We start from the raw sequence: 17551 nt of genomic DNA on the forward strand, positions 1-17551 counted from the left end.
ATGTATCTCTGGATCAAAGCTGTGCATGTGATCGCGGTGATCGGCTGGATGGCCGGGCTGCTCTATCTACCGCGGCTGTTCGTCTATCATACGGAAGTGGGGCAGGGCGCGCCCTCCGCATTGTTCAAGAAGATGGAGCGCCGGTTGGCGCTCTACATCATGGCGCCGATGATGATCGTCGCCTGGCTCGCTGGCTTGTCGCTGATCTATTTCGGGTCCTTCCACGGAGCTGGATGGCTGCACGCCAAACTGGCGCTGGTCGTCCTTCTGACCGGCGTCCACTTCTATTTCGGCGTCACGCAAAAGGCGTTCGAGCGCGACGAGAATCGCCGGCCGGCGAAATTCTTCCGCTTCATCAATGAGGTTCCGACTCTGCTGATGATCGGCATCGTCATTCTGGTGATCGTCAAGCCGTTCTGAGGAAGGGAATTTTCCCCGTCTTTCACGGAATTGTCATGAGCTTCGGGCGGATGGCTTGCGTTTCCGCCCGAAAAGGATTAATTGCTGACTTGCTCACCTAAAGGCAGATCGTCGTTTCGCACGACAGCCGGATCCATACCGGCTCACCGGGGCATCGTCTCCCGCTTCCTTATCTGCCCACCCCGCCGCCCTAGGCCAAGTTTCATCCGAATATCGTCGAGGATTGTCCCAAATGGGGGAAATCAAGCTTCAGGACCTGAAGTCCAAATCGGCCGCCGAGCTTCTCGCCTTCGCCGAGGAGCATGAGGTCGAGGGCGCGTCGCTCATGCGGCGCCAGGAACTGCTCTTCGCAATATTGAAGCAATTCGCCGGTCGCGACGTCGAGATCGTCGGCGAAGGCGTCGTCGAGGTGCTGCAGGATGGCTTCGGCTTCCTGCGTTCGCCGGACGCCAATTATCTCGCCGGCCCGGACGATATCTATGTGTCGCCCTCGCAGATCAGGCGCTTCGGCCTGCGCACCGGCGACACCGTCGAGGGCATGATCCGCAGTCCCAAGGAGGGCGAGCGCTATTTCGCGCTTCTCAAGGTCAATTCGATCAATTTCGAAGACCCGGAGAAGGTGCGGCACAAGGTCCCCTTCGACAATCTGACGCCGCTCTATCCCGACGAGCGCTTGAAGCTCGAGATCGACGATCCGACGCGCAAGGATCTTTCCGCCCGCGTCATCGATCTCGTCGCGCCGATCGGCAAGGGCCAGCGCGCTCTGGTCGTCGCGCCGCCGCGCACCGGCAAGACCGTGCTGCTGCAGAATATCGCGCAGTCGATCACCACAAATCATCCCGAGTGCTATCTGATCGTTCTCTTGATCGACGAGCGCCCGGAGGAAGTGACCGATATGCAGCGCTCCGTGAAGGGCGAGGTCGTGTCCTCGACTTTCGACGAGCCGGCCGTGCGTCACGTTCAGGTCGCGGAGATGGTCATCGAGAAGGCCAAGCGCCTGGTCGAGCATCGCCGCGACGTGGTGATTTTGCTCGATTCGATCACCCGCCTCGGCCGCGCCTATAACACTGTGGTGCCGTCCTCCGGCAAGGTGCTGACCGGCGGCGTGGACGCCAATGCTCTACAGCGGCCGAAGCGCTTCTTCGGCGCCGCGCGCAATATCGAGGAGGGCGGCTCGCTGACCATCATCGCCACCGCGCTGATCGACACCGGCTCGCGCATGGACGAGGTGATCTTCGAGGAATTCAAGGGCACGGGCAATTCGGAGATCATTCTCGACCGCAAGGTCTCCGACAAGCGCGTGTTCCCGGCCATCGACATCACCCGCTCCGGCACCCGCAAGGAGGAGCTGCTGGTGCCGTCGGATATTCTCAAGAAGATGTATGTGCTGCGCCGCATCCTCAATCCGATGGGCACGGTGGACGCGATCGAGTTCCTGCTCGGCAAGCTGCGCGAGACGCCCAAGGGCAACGCCAGCTTCTTCGATTCGATGAACACCTGATCCGGCGCCCTCGGACGCGCCGGCGATGTGAATTCGCGAGGAGAGCGCGTTCGAGGGTATCGCCAATGTCTGAAGCATCGTCGGCATCGCGCGTGAGCTGAAGGCCGATGGGCCTCTATTAATCACTGTGGCCGGCGAAAAAGTCGTTGTTCCGCGGCCTCGATGGCGCGCCGGCGGCGCTGATCGTCCAATTCCCGCATCGCAGCGTCATCCCCTTCTATCGTCAGCGCCTCGCCGGCTCTATAGAGCTCGAGCGGTAGCGAGATTGTCATTGCTGCTCGGAATGGCGCATCGGCTCATGGTGAGCCACATTCTTTCTCGGGTCGAGAAATTCGAGTAGAGCATCAGGATCATGTCCAGCGACACGATCTTCGCCTCGGCCTCCGGCGCCGGCCGCGCCGCAATCGCGGTCATTCGTCTCTCCGGTCCGTCGGTCGGGCGTGTGCTCGAGGTTTTGGCCGCGCTCACGCCTCAGCCGCGCTTCGCCCATTATGTGACGCTGCGCGCGCCGGGCGCGGACGAGCCGCTCGACCGCGGTCTCGCGCTCTATTTTCCGGCGCCGAATTCGCCGACTGGCGAGGATTACGCCGAGCTGCAAATTCATGGCGGCCGCGCTGTGGCGCGCGCGCTGCTCGGCGTTCTGAGCGGCTTTCCCGGCCTGCGTGAGGCGGAGCCGGGGGAATTTGCGCGGCGCAGCCTCGCCAATGGCAAAATGGATTTGTCGCAGGTCGAAGGGCTCGCCGATCTCATCGATGCCGAGACAGAATTCCAACGCCGTCAGGCGATACGGGCGCTCGGCGGGGCTCTGCGCAAAAGAGTCGAAGGCTGGCGCGAGTGGCTGATTCGGGCTCTGGCTCTGGTCGAGGCGGAGCTGGATTTTTCCGATGAGGGGGATGTCTTCGAGCCGGCGACGGCGCTTCGCCCCTTGCTCGAGCCCGTGATCGCCGAAATGGCCGGGGCGCTGACGGCGAGTGAAGCCAGCGAACGGCTCCGGGACGGCTTCGTGGTTTTGCTGCTCGGCCCGCCCAATTCCGGCAAATCGACGCTGCTCAATGCGCTGGCCCGGCGCGAGGTGGCGATCGTCTCCGCCATTCCGGGAACGACGCGCGACATGATCGAGGTTCATCTCGATCTCGGCGGCATGCCGATCACATTGGTGGACACGGCCGGCCTTCGCGAGGCGGAGGATGAGATCGAGCGCATCGGCGTCGCGCGGACGCGGGCCAGAATCGGCGAAGCCGATCTACTATTGTGGCTCTCGGAAGGGGGTCGGGAGACGCCGCAATTGGAGTCTTTGGGCGCCGCAGAGCTGATCCGTGTCGCAACCAAGGCGGATTTTCTAGATTGCACATCAGATAATCTTGCAATTTCCGCTCGAACGGGGTTTGGAATAGACGGACTTCTGGAGGAAATTGCGGGTCGCGCGAAGCGACGTCTGGGCGACGGCTCGACGGCGCTTCTCACGCGTGAGCGGCATAGGCGGCTCATTCAGGAGGCGAAAATGGCGATCGAGGCCAGTCTCGATTCCGGCAAGGCGCTCGAATTCGTCGCAGACGACCTTCGAGTCGCAGGCCGGGCGCTCGGTCGTATTGTCGGCGCCGTCGATGTGGAGGAGGTGCTGGATGCGATTTTCTCGCAATTCTGCATCGGCAAATAGTTTCACGTGAAACAGGATCGAGGATAGGAAATTGAGCCGACCGGCCTATGACGTGATCGTGATCGGCGGCGGCCATGCCGGCTGCGAGGCCGCCGCGGCGGCTGCGCGGCGTGGCGCGCGCACGGCGCTCGTGACCCATTCGCGCGCGACGATCGGCGCAATGTCCTGCAATCCGGCGATCGGCGGGCTCGGCAAGGGCCAGCTGGTCCGCGAGATCGATGCGCTCGACGGGCTCATGGGCCGTGTCGCCGACGCCGCCGGCATTCAATTTCGGCTGCTCAATCGTTCCAAAGGCCCTGCCGTGCGCGGTCCGCGCGCGCAGGCGGATCGCAAGCTCTATCGCGAGGCGATGCAGGCGGCAATCGCCGCGACGCCGAATCTCGAGGTCGTGGAGGGTTCAGCGGAAAGTCTCGTGTTGGCGCAGGGCCGTGTTGTCGGCGTGGCTCTGGACGGAGAGACGCTCGCCGCGGGCGCGGTGGTTCTGACCACCGGGACCTTCCTCAATGGCGTGATTCACATTGGCGCGACGCGCTATTCCGCCGGGCGAATGGGCGAAAATCCATCGATCGGCCTCGCGGAGGATTTGCGCCGCATCGGCTTTGCCACGCGGCGGTTGAAGACTGGCACGCCACCACGGCTCGATGGCCGCATGATCGATTGGGCGCGGCTCGAGGAGCAACGCGGCGATGAGATCCCCGAGCCGTTCTCTTATCTCACCCGTTCGATCGTCAATCCGCAGATCAATTGCCACATCACCCGCACCAATGCCGCCGCGCATAAGGTCATTCTCGATAATCTCGAGCATTCGCCCATGCGTAGTGGCGCCATCTCGGGGCCAGGTCCGCGCTACTGCCCCTCGATCGAGGATAAGGTCACGCGCTTCGGCGATCGCGACGCGCATCAGATTTTCCTCGAGCCGGAAGGTCTCGACGACGACACCGTCTATCCCAATGGCGTCTCGACCTCACTGCCCGAGGAGGTCCAGCACGCTTTCATCCAGAAGATCGAAGGGTTGGAGAAGACGCAGATTCTCCGGCCCGGCTATGCGATCGAATATGATTTCGTCGATCCGCGCGAGCTCGACGCCACGTTGGAGACGAAGAGCGTGAGAGGGCTGTTTTTCGCTGGCCAGATCAATGGAACAACCGGCTATGAGGAAGCGGCGGCGCAGGGCCTCGTCGCCGGGCTCAACGCAGCCGCGCGGGCCGGCGGCGCCGAAGCGAGCGTTTTCGATCGCGCCGAGGCCTATCTCGGCGTGATGATCGACGATCTTGTCACGCGCGGGGTCAGCGAGCCTTATCGCATGTTCACCTCGCGCGCCGAATATCGTCTGTCGCTGCGCTCCGACAATGCCGATGAGCGCCTGACCGGCAAGGGGCTGGAGATCGGCTGCGTCGGACGCGAGCGCGAGCTGGCGCATCGGGACAGGATGGAGAAGCTCGTCCGCGCCCGCGCGCTGCTGCAGCAATTGTCCTTGACCTCCGCCGCGGCGGCGCGGGTCGGCCTCCCCATTAATCAGGACGGGCAGCGACGCAGCGCCTATGCTCTGCTGTCCTTCCCCGAGATCGATCTGCCGCGCCTCGCGGCGATCTGGCCAGAGCTCGGCGAGATCGATGCGGAGACGTCTGCGCGTGTCGAGACCGACGCACGCTACGCCGTCTATCTCGATCGGCAGAGCGCCGATATCGAATCCTATCGCCGGGATGAGCAGCTGGCTCTGCCCACGACTCTCGATTATCGGGAGATCGGCGGGCTCTCCGCGGAGCTTTGCGCCAAGCTGTCGGCGCTGCGTCCGCGCACGCTCGGCCAGGCCCAGCGCATAGAGGGCGTCACTCCTGCCGCCCTCACGCTTTTGGCGGCGCGAGCGCGGCGTGGGTGAACAGTAATATGGCCGGGAAGGGAAAGGATCGCGTCAGCGATCGAGACCGAGCGCTGCAGATTGCGCCGTCGCTGCAGCCTTATATTCGCGAGCTGGAGATTTACGAATCACTGCTGCGTAAATGGCAGAAGTCCATCAATCTCGTCGCCGAGAGCACATTGGATGAGCTATGGACACGGCATTTCGCCGATTCGGCGCAGATTCGCGAATTTTTTCCGAGCCTCGAGAGCTGGGTCGATCTCGGCTCGGGCGCCGGCTTTCCCGGCATGGTTCTGGCGATCTGCTTGAAGGACCATGCCGGCGCGAAGGTTCATCTGATCGAGAGCGATCAACGCAAGGCGGCGTTTTTGCGCGCTGTTTCACGTGAAACAGGGGCCGCCGCAGAAATCCACGTCGGCCGAATCGAAAATGTGCTGCCGCTGATCGCCGATCCTGTGACCGGCGTGACCGCCCGCGCACTCGCGCCAATGCCGCAGCTGATCGAATGGGCGCACGAACTTCTGTTGAAAAACGTCAAAGGCGTGTTTTTAAAGGGTGAAGACTGGGCCACTGAATTGACCGGCTCGAGCGCCGCGGATAGTTTCCAGATCTGGACATTGCAGAGCCGCACTCATTCGTCCGGCCGTATTATCGCCCTCGCGCGGGATTTTGGAGCTTGACGTGACCGACGTTCCTCAGCCCCGCATCCTCGTCCTCGCCAATCAAAAAGGCGGCGTCGGCAAGACGACGACGGCCATTAATCTCGGCACGGCCCTGGCTGCGGTGGGCGAGACCGTTCTCGTCATCGATCTCGATCCGCAGGGCAACGCCTCGACCGGGCTCGGCGTCGACCGTAAGTCGCGCCGAATCTCCACTTATGACGTGCTGCTCGCCGAGAGCAGCCTCGCCGAGGCGATCGTTGCGACCGCCGTGCCGCGGCTTTCAATCGCGCCGTCCACCCTCGATCTGCTCGGCGTCGAGCTCGAGATCGCCGGCGACAAGGACCGCGCCTTCCGCCTGAAGCGCGCCGTCGCCGAGATGATCGCAGCCGAGCGCCATGGCGAGGCGCTGGCCTTCACCTATGTGCTGATCGACTGCCCGCCGTCGCTCAATCTGCTGACCATCAACGCCCTCGCTTGCGCGGACGCCGTGCTGGTGCCGTTGCAATGCGAGTTCTTCGCGCTCGAAGGTCTGTCGCAGCTGCTGTCGACGGTCGATCAGGTCAAGCGCTCGCTCAATCCGCGGCTGTCGATCCATGGCATTGTGCTGACCATGTTCGATCCGCGCAATAATCTCGCGACCCAGGTCGTCGCCGATGTCCGGCGCTTCATGGGCGATAAGGTCTATGAGACGGTGATCCCGCGCAATGTGCGCGTGTCCGAGGCGCCCTCGCATGGCAAGCCCGTGCTGCTCTATGATCTCAAATGCAGCGGCAGCCAGGCCTATCTGAAGCTCGCGACGGAGGTCATCCAGCGCGAGAAGCAGCTGCGGGCCGCCTGATCCAAGGTTTCTCGGCGCGCGAATGGCGCGCCTCTCGATTCGAAGGACCTATTCCGAAATGGCCGAAGAAGCGACGCGCAGAAGATTGGGGCGAGGGCTCGCGGCTCTGATCGGAGACGCGGGCGAGGAAGCGCCGGCGGTGGAGCGCGCGCGCGGCCAGCGCCGCGCTCCGATCGAGTTTCTGCGGCCCAATCCGCGCAATCCGCGCGTCGCCTTCCACGAGGATGATCTCGCCGATCTCGCCGCCTCCATTCGCGAGAAGGGCATTATTCAGCCGATTGTCGTGCGCACGGTTCCGGGCGTCGCCGACGCTTATGAGATCATCGCCGGCGAGCGCCGATGGCGCGCCGCCCAGCTCGCCAGTCTCGCCGATGTGCCGATCATCGTGCATGAGGCGGATGATCGCGAGGCGCTCGAGCTGGCCATTATCGAGAATGTCCAGCGCGCCGATCTCAATGCGATCGAGGAAGCGCGCGGCTATGAGCGGCTCGGCAAGGAGTTCGGCTATTCGCAGTCCGATCTCGCCAAGATCATCGGCAAGAGCCGGTCTCACGTCGCCAACACGCTGCGTCTGCTCAATCTTCCCGAGGCGAGCCGGCGTCTGGTGACGGAAGGCGCGATCTCCGCCGGCCATGCGCGCGCATTGCTCGCCGTCGACAATCCCGACGCCGTGGCGCGCCGTGTCGTCGACGAGGGCCTCACGGTTCGCGACGTCGAGCGTCTCGCGCAGCAGGAAGACGCCGACAGAAAGCTGGAGACGAAATCCCGCAAGCCGCGCATCGATAAGGACGCGGATACGGTGGCGATGGAGAAGCTGCTGACCGATGCGCTCGGTCTCTACGTTTCCATTCATCACCGCGGCGAGAGCGGCGAATTGCGCATCCGTTACACGACGCTGGAGCAGCTCGACGGATTATGCAGAAGGCTGACGGGCTGAGGGGAAGCGAGAGCTTCCTCTCGCTCTTTTTCACTCGCTCGTCTGCGCCGTCCAGCTCGCATGCTCGACGCCGGGAATCGTCTCGAGATCAGCGGCGACGGCGTCAAGCTCTTTCGGGTCGACGCTGGTCGAGGTCAATATTGCGACCAGCTCCACCTCGTCATCGCCGCGTTCCAATTCCTCGATCTCGCGTACAGGATAATTGGCCGCCTCTAGCTTCTCGACCATGAGATCGCGCAATTCGTCGCGCCGTGTCTGGGAGACGGTGACATGCACGCGGTAGATCGCCTCCGTCGATCGCTCGTCGATCGGCGCGCGCTCGATGAGATGGACCAGCGGTCGCAGCAGCATGTTTCCGGCGAGGGTGAAGATCGCCATCAATATGGCCTCGGCGGCGTGATCCGCGCCAGCGAAGGCGCCGGTTACGGCCGAGCACCATATTGTGGCGGCGGTGTTGAGGCCGGTGATATTGGCGCCGTCCTTTATGATGACGCCGGCGCCGAGAAAGCCGACGCCAGAGGCGATATAGGCGAGGACTTGTGTCGCGCCGACATTGCCATTGAGGCGCATGCCGAGATCGACGAAGGCCGCCGCGCCCAGCGCCACTAGCGCATTGGTGCGCAGCCCGGCGGTGCGCTGGCGATATTGCCGCTCCGCGCCGATCAGCGTGCCGAGCAGCAGCGCAACGAGCAGAGATATCAGGGAATTGAAAAACTCCGGCGCGTTGAAGTTGGTAATGAACGCCATCTTCCCTATCCGTATCTTCCTGCGACCGAGCTGGCGTGTCGCCGAATCATTGTAACCGATTGGTCACATTGGCAGAGCTTCGCGACGTTTTTTACTCGCGGAGCGGTCGTTATGATTGAATCTTGCTCCAAAAAGCTTAAATCTGAAACTGTTGTTGTTCCTAAAACTCAGGGGGAGATTCATGGAACGTCGGCAATTTGTGACAGCAATGGGCGCGTTGGCCGCCGCAACCGCCGCCACGGGGACTTTGGCGGCCGAAGATCCGCACGCTCACCATCATGGCGGCGGCGCCAAATATAAGGCTTTGTTCGAGTCGACCAGCAAATGCGTCGCCGCTGGCGAGGAATGCCTGCGTCACTGCTTCGAGGCGCTCGCGGCCAACGACGCCAGCATGGGCGCCTGCACCAAATCCACCTTCGAGGTCGTCGCCGCCTGCAAGGCTCTGGCGTCGCTCTCGGGCGTCGGCTCTGCGCTCACCCCGGCCTTCGCCAAGGTCGTGGCCGAGGCCTGCTTCGCCTGCAAGAAGGAATGCGACAAGTTCCCGAATATCGCGGAATGCAAGGCTTGCGGCGACGCCTGCAAGGCCTGCGCCGACGATTGCCAGAAGGTCGCGGTCTAAAGGCCGATCCGATTTTGCGGGACGCGCTATGTGCGTCTCGCTTTTGCTGGAACGACGATTATATTGAGTTTAGCGTGCCGGGGCGGCCGAAGCGCGATTTGATACGATATCAGGAATTTCTAGGAGCCGCCGGCCATCCTCTCCCCGACACGGGTCGAAACGGAGCCTGCACAGTGACCCATAGAGCGCCGGAAATCCTTTCTCCCGAGACGCATCATCACGGCGTCGCCTCCTTCTTTCTGCGGCAATGGCCATATTTCGTCATGCTCTTGCTGGCGCTTTTCGGCGTCGCCTATACGAGCGTGACGCGCCAGGGCATGACGACCTATTGGATCGTGCTCGCTCCGATCTTCGGGCTCATCAGCATCGCCGGCGGCTGGCAGGAGGCGGAGACCGCCGAGGAGAAATGGCGTCTGGTGCGCACCCAGGTCCTGCATTGGGGCGCGGTCCTCGCCGCAATGTGCCTCATCTTCATCGGCGATGTGAAGCAGATGATGAATTCCGACAGCAGCGCGCTCACAGTGCTCACCGTGCTGGCGCTCGGCTCCTTCACAGCGGGCATTCACGCGGACGCTTGGCGCGTGTCGCTGGTCGGCCTGCTGCTCGGCCTCGCCGTTCCGGCGATCGCCTGGCTCGAGGAATCGACGCTGCTGATCCTGCTGATCGTCGCCGTGATCGCGGCTTTGGGCGCCTTTATCTTCCTGCGTGACCGCAAGCCGGCCTGAAGCTGACATAAAGACTTGTTTATATCTTTATTGCATCTGCTCCCCCGCCTTGCTATAGGCGGCCAGCCCGTCCCGCTCGCCTTCCTACAGGCGAGACAACGCCTGAAGGGAGCGTCATGACCACGCATTTCAACGATTATGTCGTCGCCGACATCGGCCTCGCCGATTGGGGCCGCAAGGAACTCAACATTGCCGAGACCGAAATGCCCGGCCTCATGGCGACCCGCGCGGAATATGGCCCGTCGCAGCCGCTAAAGGGCGCGCGCGTCGCCGGCTCGCTGCATATGACCATTCAGACGGCCGTGCTGATCGAGACGCTGAAGGCGCTGGGCGCCGACGTGCGCTGGGCGTCCTGCAATATTTATTCGACGCAGGATCACGCCGCCGCCGCCATCGCCGCCGCCGGCACGCCGGTCTTCGCCATCAAGGGCGAGACCCTCGAGGACTATTGGGACTACACCCATCGCATCTTCGAATGGGGCGACGGCGGCACGCCGAACATGATTCTCGACGATGGCGGCGACGCCACGCTGCTCATCCACCTGGGCCTCCGCGCCGAGAATGGCGACACCGCCTTTCTCGACAAGGCGACCAATGAGGAAGAGGAAGTCCTCTTCGCCGCGATCAAGAAGCGCCTCAAGGCCAATCCGGGCTTCTACAAGCGCAACGCCGAGGCCATCAAGGGCGTGACCGAGGAGACCACCACCGGCGTGCATCGTCTCTATGTGATGCACAAGGAGGGCAAGCTGCTGTGGCCGGCGATCAACGTCAATGATTCGGTCACCAAGTCGAAGTTCGACAATCTCTATGGTTGCCGCGAATCTCTGGTCGACGGCATCCGCCGCGCGACCGATGTGATGATGGCCGGCAAGGTCGCTTGCATCGCCGGCTATGGCGATGTGGGCAAGGGCTCGGCCGCCTCGCTGCGCAACGCCGGCTGCCGCGTGCTCGTCACCGAGATCGATCCGATCTGCGCGCTGCAGGCGGCGATGGAAGGCTATGAGGTCACGACGATGGAAGACGCCGCGTCGCGCGCGGATATCTTCTGCACCGCGACCGGCAATGTCGACGTCATCACCACCGAGCACATGCGCGCCATGAAGGACCGCGCCATCGTCTGCAACATCGGCCATTTCGACTCTGAGATCCAGGTCTCCGGCCTGCGCAATCTCAAATGGCACAATGTGAAGCCGCAGGTCGACGAGGTCGAGTTCGCCGACGGCAAGCGCATCATTCTGCTCGCCGAAGGCCGCCTGGTGAATCTCGGCTGCGCCACCGGCCATCCGTCCTTCGTGATGTCCGCCTCCTTCACCAATCAGACGTTGGCGCAGATCGAGCTGTGGACCAAGCAGGGCCAGTATCCGGTCGGCGTCTACACGCTGCCGAAGCACCTCGACGAGAAGGTCGCCTCGCTGCATCTTTCCAAGATCGGCGTGAAGCTCACCAAAATGACCGAGCAGCAGTCCGCCTATCTCAACGTGCCGCAGAACGGCCCGTTCAAGCCGGACCACTACCGCTACTGAGCGGGCGGCTTCGCTGAAAATCTTTCGGCCTCGCTCTTTGCGAAGAGAGCGAGGCCGCTCGCGATTCCGGCTCTGTCGCGCGCCGGGCCGAAATTGCTCCGCGCGAACCCGGTCGCCGCGCGACATTTTGTAGCAAACGTCTTCGAGCCGCGTTTTTCCAATAGCGTCAATTATTTGCAAATCGATCCAGCCTTCGCCCTCGCATGGCCTCGAGTCTTGTCGTGCGTTTGCAACGTTCGAGTTTAGGCTGACCGCCGGGCCTCGCGCCCGAGGCGGCCCTTCGATCTCGCCCGCGGGGATGCGCATGAACTCACGTCCTCGCCCGAGCGTCGATCGATGCGGCAAACAGGAGAATTCATATGAAGGCCGATTTTCTAGGAGCTACCGTTCTGGCCACTTTTGTTGCTTTTTCGGCGTCGACGGCGCGCGCCGACACTGCGACCTTCACGGCGGCGCCTTTGACGGGGTGTCCCTATTGCACGGCGACAGACGGCTCTGGTCTCGTCGTTTCCGCCCTTGGTCATCTGCTCCCCAACGGTTGGGACGTGCGCACGGGAAGCGGCGGGCTCTATTTCGCCAACCGCACCGGCGGCGTCTTTTCGATTCCCGCCGCGAATTTCCCCGGAAAGTCCTTCGACCTGACCGGTCTGAAGCTTTTCGCCTATGGCGTCTCGAGGATGTCGACGCCCGTCACCTTCACTCTCTATGCTTATCATTTCGGCGTTCCGACCGCGGACACGGTGCAGGTGACGGTCAATTCGCAAGCCGTTCAGGACGTGACTCTCTCCGACCCTCGTCTGCAGAATGTCGACACGCTCGTCATTCGCTACGATCCGTTGCAGGTTCGGAACGTCTATTTCATCGAGACGCGTTTCACGCCTCACTGATCGTGGAGCGCTGTTCCGCGCTCGCATGACCACTTGCGAGCGCCTGCCGACGCTGCGCCTCGGAACGGGGACCCGCCCCGCCCCCTCGACAGCGTGATCCTGCGAGTCTCGGATCCAAGGCGGAGCCGGCGGCCGAGGCGCAATCTTTCGCGCCGCGCCGGCGACGCCAGTTCGGCGAAACCCTTAGGCGCCAATCTCCCGGTCACGATCCGCGTTTCCCTTTTCGACGGCGCGCTTTAGATTAGACGCGATTCGAGACGGCGCCTCGGTGGCGCGCGGACGGCTTACGGCGTTTGTTTGCGATGAGCCTTTGCAAATCGAACGTGGAGACCGGTTCGCATGTTTCACGATACGGCCTTCGGGCCGAAAGCGTTGCCGCCTGCGCGACGTCGGGGAGCGTCCTCGACGCTCGTTCGCGGGGTCACGCGCGGGCTAGCGACGGCCAGTCTGCTGCCATTCGGCGGACCGGCGCGGGCAGAGGCGCTCGCCAATCTTCTCGCCACAACCGATAACGCCGAATTCGTCAATCTCGCGCTGACCGGCGGCCTCGCGCTCTTCGCCGTCGTCGTCGCTTTCACCCATCTCGGCGAGCGCAAGGTGTGGAGTCGGCGCGAGGCGGGGCTCGCGGCGGAGCTGGAAGCGACGCGCCAACGGCTCGATCGCGCCGAGATTTTTCTCTCCAGCGAGCCGCAGCTCTTCGTCTCCTGGGACAATGCCGCCGGCGAGCCGGATATAGAGAACGGACTCAATGATCCGGCCTTCGCGCGCCGCGTGCTCGCTTTCGGCTCCTGGCTCGGACCGGACGAGGCGGCTGCGCTGCAGGAGCGCGTCGATCGGCTGCGCCAGAATGGCGAAGGCTTTCATCTCTCGCTCGCCAGCCTGCAAGGCCGCCGCTTCGACGCCGAAGGCCGCGCCGTCGCCGGCCGCGCCGTGCTGCGCATTCGCGAAGTCTCCGGCGAGCGGCTCGAGCTTCTGTCCTTGCGCGAGCGCCATACGCGCAGCGTCGCCGAGGCGGAGGGGCTGCGCGCTCTGCTCGAGGCGCTGCCGACGCCAGTGTGGATGCGCGACGTCGAGGGCCGGCTCATCTTCGTCAATTCCGCCTATGCGCAGGCGGTGGAGGCGGAAAGCTCGGCCGACGCGCTGCGCCGCCAGATCGAGCTGCTGGACAATGACGCCCGCACCCAGGCGCAGACGGCGCGCGGGCGCGACGAGGTCTGGCGCGCCCGTGTGACAGCGGTCGTCGCGGGCGAGCGGCATCGTCTCGATATCGTCGAGGCGCCCTGCCATGGCGCCGCCGCGGCGCTCGCCATCGACCGCCAAGAGATCGACACGACGCGCGCCGATCTCGAGCAGCAAATGCAGGCGCATTCGCGCACGCTGGATCAATTGCCGATCGCCGTCGCCATTTTCGATCGAGCCAAGCGCCTCACCTATCGCAACGCCGCTTATGAGAATCTCTGGCCGCTCGATCGCGCTTTTCTCGACCAGGGGCCGAGCGACAGCGAGATTCTCGATCGCCTGCGCGCCGAGCAGCGCCTGCCCGTCGAGGCCGATTACAAAGCCTGGAAGGCGCGGCTGCTGGAGGCCTATCAATCCTCCGAGGAACATCACGAGCATGTCTGGCACATGCCGAATGGGCGCACGCTGCGCGTCGTGGCGAACGCCAATCCGCAAGGCGGCGTCACCTATCTCTATGACGATGTGAGCGAGCGCTATTTCCTCGAATCGCGTTTCCATGCGCTCGATCGCATGCAGAACGAGACGCTGGAGAATTTGCGCGAGGGCGTCGCCGTTTTCGGCGCAGACGGACGCTTGCGCTTCTGCAACCCCGCCTTTCTCGCGCTATGGGCGCTCGAGAAGAGCATTCTCGACGAGAAGCCGCGCTTCGACGCCGTCGCCAATCTCTGCCGCCCGCTGCATCTCAATGAGGAGACGTGGAGCGAGCTGCGCGGCTTCGTCACCGGCCTGCAGGACATGCGGCAGGGCTTCACGCGGCGCATAGAGCGTTCCGACGGCGTGGTGCTCGACTGCACCGCGCAGCCGCTGCCGGAAGGCGCGGCGCTGCTCACCTTCGTCGATGTGACGGCGGGCGTGAATGTCGAGCGCGCGCTCACCGAGCGCAATCAGGCGCTGATCGCGGCGGAGAAAATCCGCAATGATTTCGTCCATCATGTTTCGTATGAGCTGCGCTCGCCGCTCAACAACATCATCGGCTTCATTCACCTGCTCGGCGAGAAGACGACCGGCGAGCTCAACGCCAAGCAGCTCGAATATCTCGGCTATGTCGGCAAGTCGTCGGCGGCGTTGCTGGCCATCATCAACGACATTCTCGATCTCGCCACCATCGACAGCGACGCCATGGAGCTGGAGCTCGAGGAAGTGAACGCAGCCGACGCCATGCGCGCCGCGGCCGAGGGCGTTCAGGACCGGTTGGCGGAAAACGACATAGAGCTGCAGATCGTCGTCACCGGCGAGGTCGGGCGATTTCGCGGCGACGCCAAGCGCATCCGCCAGATCCTCTTCAACCTGCTCGCCAATGCGATCGGCTTTTCTCGGCCGGGACAAACCATTACCCTCGCGGCGATGCGTCGGGAGGGGGAAATCGTGTTCAAGGTCGCCGATCGGGGGCGGGGCATCGCCCCGGAGGTCCTCGAAAAAGTCTTCGACCGTTTCGAGTCGCACACCTCGGGCTCGCGCCACAGGGGCGTCGGGCTCGGCCTCTCCATTGTGCGCGCCTTCACCGAGCTGCATGGCGGGCGCGTGCTCATCGACTCCGCGCTCGGCGAAGGCACGACGGTCACTTGCATCTTCCCGGCGCAAGAGAGCGGCGGACAGCAGGATCTCACCCCGCGTGAAAAAGGACAGGCCTCATGAGCGAAGAGGCCGAATGGCTGATCGACGTCGCCGATGAAGCGCAGACCGCAGAACTCGCCGCCCGCCTCGCCCTGCTCATTCGCGACACGGTGAAGCTCGTCACCCTCTCCGGCGATCTCGGCGCGGGCAAGACGGCCTTCGCGCGCGCGCTGATCCGCGCGCTGGCGCAGGACCCGACGTTGGAGGCGCCGAGCCCCACCTTCACGCTGATGCAGGTCTATGAAACCCCCGCCTGCCGCATTCTGCACGCCGATCTCTATCGCATCGCCGGCGGCGAGGCGGAGCTCGAGGCCATGGGCTTCGAGGAGGCGGCCGAGGATGCGCTGGTGCTGGTCGAATGGCCGGAGCGCGCGCCGAGCCTCTTTGCCGGCGAGCGGCTGGAGGTGCGGCTCTCCTTCGCTGCGCCGGAGACGCCGGACGCGCGCCGCATCGGCATTCTCGCTCATGGCAAGGCGGCGGGGAGGCTCAAGGCCTTCCGCACCATGCGGGAGTTTCTGGAGCGCGCCGGCTGGGCCGACGCCACGCGCGAATATTTGCAGGGCGACGCCTCCTCGCGCGTCTATGAGGTGTTGCGTCGGCCGGATGGCGCGCAGGCCATATTGATGATCTCGCCGGCGCGGCCGGACGGCCCGCCGATCCGCTATGGCAAGCCCTATAGCGCCATCGCGCGCCTCGCCGAGACGGTGAAGCCCTTTGTCGCAATGGCGGACGCGCTGCGCGGGCAGGGCCTCTCGGCGCCGCAGATCTACGCCTATGATCTCTCCGCCGGCTTCGTGCTGCTGGAGGATCTCGGCCGCGACGGCGTCGTCGCCGGCGGCGCGCCCATCGCCGATCGCTATTTGGAGGCGCTGGCGGCGCTCGCGCCGCTGCATGCGCGCCGCCTGCCGGATGTTCTGCCGGTCGAGGGCTCGACCCCCTATCACATTCCGCCCTATGATCTCGACGCGCTGCTGATCGAGGTCGAGCTGCTGCTGGAATGGTATGCGGCGCGCGTCGGCGGCGGCGGCATATCGTCGGGCTCCAAGGCGACCTTCGTCAATCTCTGGCGCCAGGCGCTGATCGAGATCGTGATGTCGGCGCCGACCTGGACGTTGCGCGATTTCCACTCGCCCAATCTCATTTGGCTGCCGGACCGTCAGGGAACGGCGCGCGTCGGCGTCATCGACTTCCAGGACACGGTGCTCGGCCATCCGGCCTATGACGTCGTGTCGCTGACGCAGGATGCGCGCGTCGACGTGCCGGACGAATTGGAGATGCGCCTGCTCGGCCATTACGCCCGCAAGCGCCGTGAGGCCGATCCGCTGTTCGACATGGCGGCTTTCGCGCGCGCCTACGCCATTCTCGGCGCGCAGCGCGCGACCAAAATCCTCGGCATTTTCGCGCGGCTCGATCAGCGCGATCACAAGCCGCAATATCTCGTTCATCTGCCGCGCGTGGAAAGCTATCTGCGCAAGGGCCTGCGCCATCCCGCGCTCGCCGATCTCGAGGCCTGGTATGTCGCCAACCTCCCCGCGCTCTTCCATGCCTGAGGCGGCTTTCGTCTTCGCCGCCGGGCTCGGCACGCGCATGCGGCCGCTGACCGACCGGCTGCCCAAGCCGCTCGTCGCGATCGACGGCGTCACCCTGCTCGACCGTTCGCTGGACGCTTTCGCGCAGGCAGGCGTCGCCACGGCGATCGTCAACGTGCATCATCTCGCCGCTCAGATCGAGACGCATCTCGAGGGCCGGCGGACGCCGCGCATAATCCTCTCCGACGAGCGCGAGAAGCTGCTCGATCAAGGCGGCGGGATAAAGAAGGTTCTGGACCGTTTCGCCGGACGGCCCTTCTTCATCTGCAACACCGACGCTTTCTGGATCGGCGCGCGCGCCGATAATCTGCGCCGCCTCGCCGATCTCTGGGACCCGGAGATCATGGACATCGCTCTGCTGCTGGCGCCGCGCCTCGGCAGCGTCGGCGTCGATTGGGACGGCGATTTTCATCGGGCGGCGGACGGCCGGCTGACGAAGCGCGCCGTGGGGGAGACCGCGGATTTCGTCTATGCCGGAATAGGCGTCGTCAAGCCGCAATTGTTCGAGACTGTCGAGCAGGATGTGTTTCCCCTCGCGCCGTTTTTCTTTCGCGCGGCGGAGCAGGGGCGGCTCTTCGGCGCGCCGCTCGACGGCAAATGGCTGCATGTCGGCACGATGGCGGCGATAGAGGAAGCCGAGCGCGCCGTCGCCGCGGCGGGCTGATCGCGCCGAATCGCAGGGGACGGCGGGATCCGCCAGAGTTTCTTTACCCAGATGCGCCTTCGCCGGCTCGT

At 64.1% G+C, this 17551-nt stretch carries 15 protein-coding genes; 14 read left to right on the plus strand and 1 reads right to left on the minus strand.

The window, feature by feature from the left end; all coding sequences use genetic code 11:
* From hemJ to K369_RS19835, 7 genes are all read left to right on the plus strand, one after another.
* Positions 1-420, plus strand: a complete 420-nt coding sequence (gene hemJ / locus K369_RS19805; protein WP_036293575.1) for a protoporphyrinogen oxidase HemJ — start codon at positions 1-3, stop codon at positions 418-420.
* Positions 421-652: 232 nt separating this feature from the next.
* On the plus strand, positions 653-1921 hold the full coding sequence (gene rho / locus K369_RS19810) for a transcription termination factor Rho (protein WP_018267347.1): 1269 nt from the start codon (positions 653-655) through the stop codon (positions 1919-1921).
* A 352-nt stretch (positions 1922-2273) separates the two neighbouring features.
* Positions 2274-3578 carry a tRNA uridine-5-carboxymethylaminomethyl(34) synthesis GTPase MnmE gene (gene mnmE, locus K369_RS19815; RefSeq protein ID WP_036293577.1) on the plus strand — a complete coding sequence of 435 codons (1305 nt, stop codon included), beginning with the start codon at positions 2274-2276 and terminating at the stop codon, positions 3576-3578.
* A gap of 31 nt (positions 3579-3609) precedes the next feature.
* The gene (mnmG, locus tag K369_RS19820) at positions 3610-5457 is read left to right on the plus strand and encodes a tRNA uridine-5-carboxymethylaminomethyl(34) synthesis enzyme MnmG (RefSeq protein WP_036293579.1); all 1848 of its coding nucleotides are present in this window, start codon (positions 3610-3612) and stop codon (positions 5455-5457) included.
* A gap of 8 nt (positions 5458-5465) precedes the next feature.
* Positions 5466-6116, plus strand: a complete 651-nt coding sequence (rsmG, locus tag K369_RS19825) for a 16S rRNA (guanine(527)-N(7))-methyltransferase RsmG (protein WP_036293582.1) — start codon at positions 5466-5468, stop codon at positions 6114-6116.
* A 1-nt stretch (position 6117) separates the two neighbouring features.
* A complete protein-coding gene (locus K369_RS19830) occupies positions 6118-6936 on the plus strand; it encodes a ParA family protein (RefSeq protein ID WP_036293585.1) in 819 nt (272 codons plus the stop codon).
* Between the two features lie 58 nt (positions 6937-6994).
* Positions 6995-7873: a ParB/RepB/Spo0J family partition protein gene (locus tag K369_RS19835; RefSeq protein ID WP_036295989.1), complete on the plus strand. Its 879-nt coding sequence runs from the start codon at positions 6995-6997 to the stop codon at positions 7871-7873.
* Positions 7874-7903: 30 nt separating this feature from the next.
* Here K369_RS19835 and K369_RS19840 read toward each other — a convergent pair whose 3' ends face one another.
* A complete protein-coding gene (locus tag K369_RS19840; protein ID WP_036293587.1) occupies positions 7904-8620 on the minus strand; it encodes an MgtC/SapB family protein in 717 nt (238 codons plus the stop codon).
* Positions 8621-8801: 181 nt separating this feature from the next.
* Between K369_RS19840 and K369_RS19845 the strand changes: the two genes are divergently transcribed.
* From K369_RS19845 to K369_RS19875, 7 genes are all read left to right on the plus strand, one after another.
* The gene (locus K369_RS19845; RefSeq protein WP_036293589.1) at positions 8802-9239 is read left to right on the plus strand and encodes a four-helix bundle copper-binding protein; all 438 of its coding nucleotides are present in this window, start codon (positions 8802-8804) and stop codon (positions 9237-9239) included.
* Between the two features lie 173 nt (positions 9240-9412).
* On the plus strand, positions 9413-9964 hold the full coding sequence (locus K369_RS19850) for a hypothetical protein (protein WP_036293591.1): 552 nt from the start codon (positions 9413-9415) through the stop codon (positions 9962-9964).
* Between the two features lie 116 nt (positions 9965-10080).
* Complete coding sequence (gene ahcY / locus K369_RS19855; protein WP_036293593.1) at positions 10081-11487, plus strand: adenosylhomocysteinase; 1407 nt, start codon at positions 10081-10083, stop codon at positions 11485-11487.
* 359 nt (positions 11488-11846) lie between these two features.
* Complete coding sequence (locus tag K369_RS19860) at positions 11847-12374, plus strand: hypothetical protein (RefSeq protein WP_036293595.1); 528 nt, start codon at positions 11847-11849, stop codon at positions 12372-12374.
* Positions 12375-12713: 339 nt separating this feature from the next.
* Entirely contained in the window at positions 12714-15248 is a 2535-nt protein-coding gene (locus tag K369_RS19865; protein ID WP_036293597.1) for a PAS-domain containing protein, read from the plus strand.
* Complete coding sequence (gene tsaE, locus K369_RS19870) at positions 15245-16777, plus strand: tRNA (adenosine(37)-N6)-threonylcarbamoyltransferase complex ATPase subunit type 1 TsaE (protein WP_036293599.1); 1533 nt, start codon at positions 15245-15247, stop codon at positions 16775-16777. Before K369_RS19865 ends, tsaE begins: the two co-directional genes overlap by 4 nt.
* Positions 16770-17480 (plus strand): nucleotidyltransferase family protein, encoded by a 711-nt coding sequence (locus K369_RS19875; RefSeq protein WP_036293601.1) that lies wholly within the window; start codon positions 16770-16772, stop codon positions 17478-17480. Before tsaE ends, K369_RS19875 begins: the two co-directional genes overlap by 8 nt.
* Positions 17481-17551: the final 71 nt, after the last annotated feature.

Source organism: Methylosinus sp. PW1, assembly GCF_000745215.1.
Lineage (GTDB): Bacteria > Pseudomonadota > Alphaproteobacteria > Rhizobiales > Beijerinckiaceae > Methylosinus.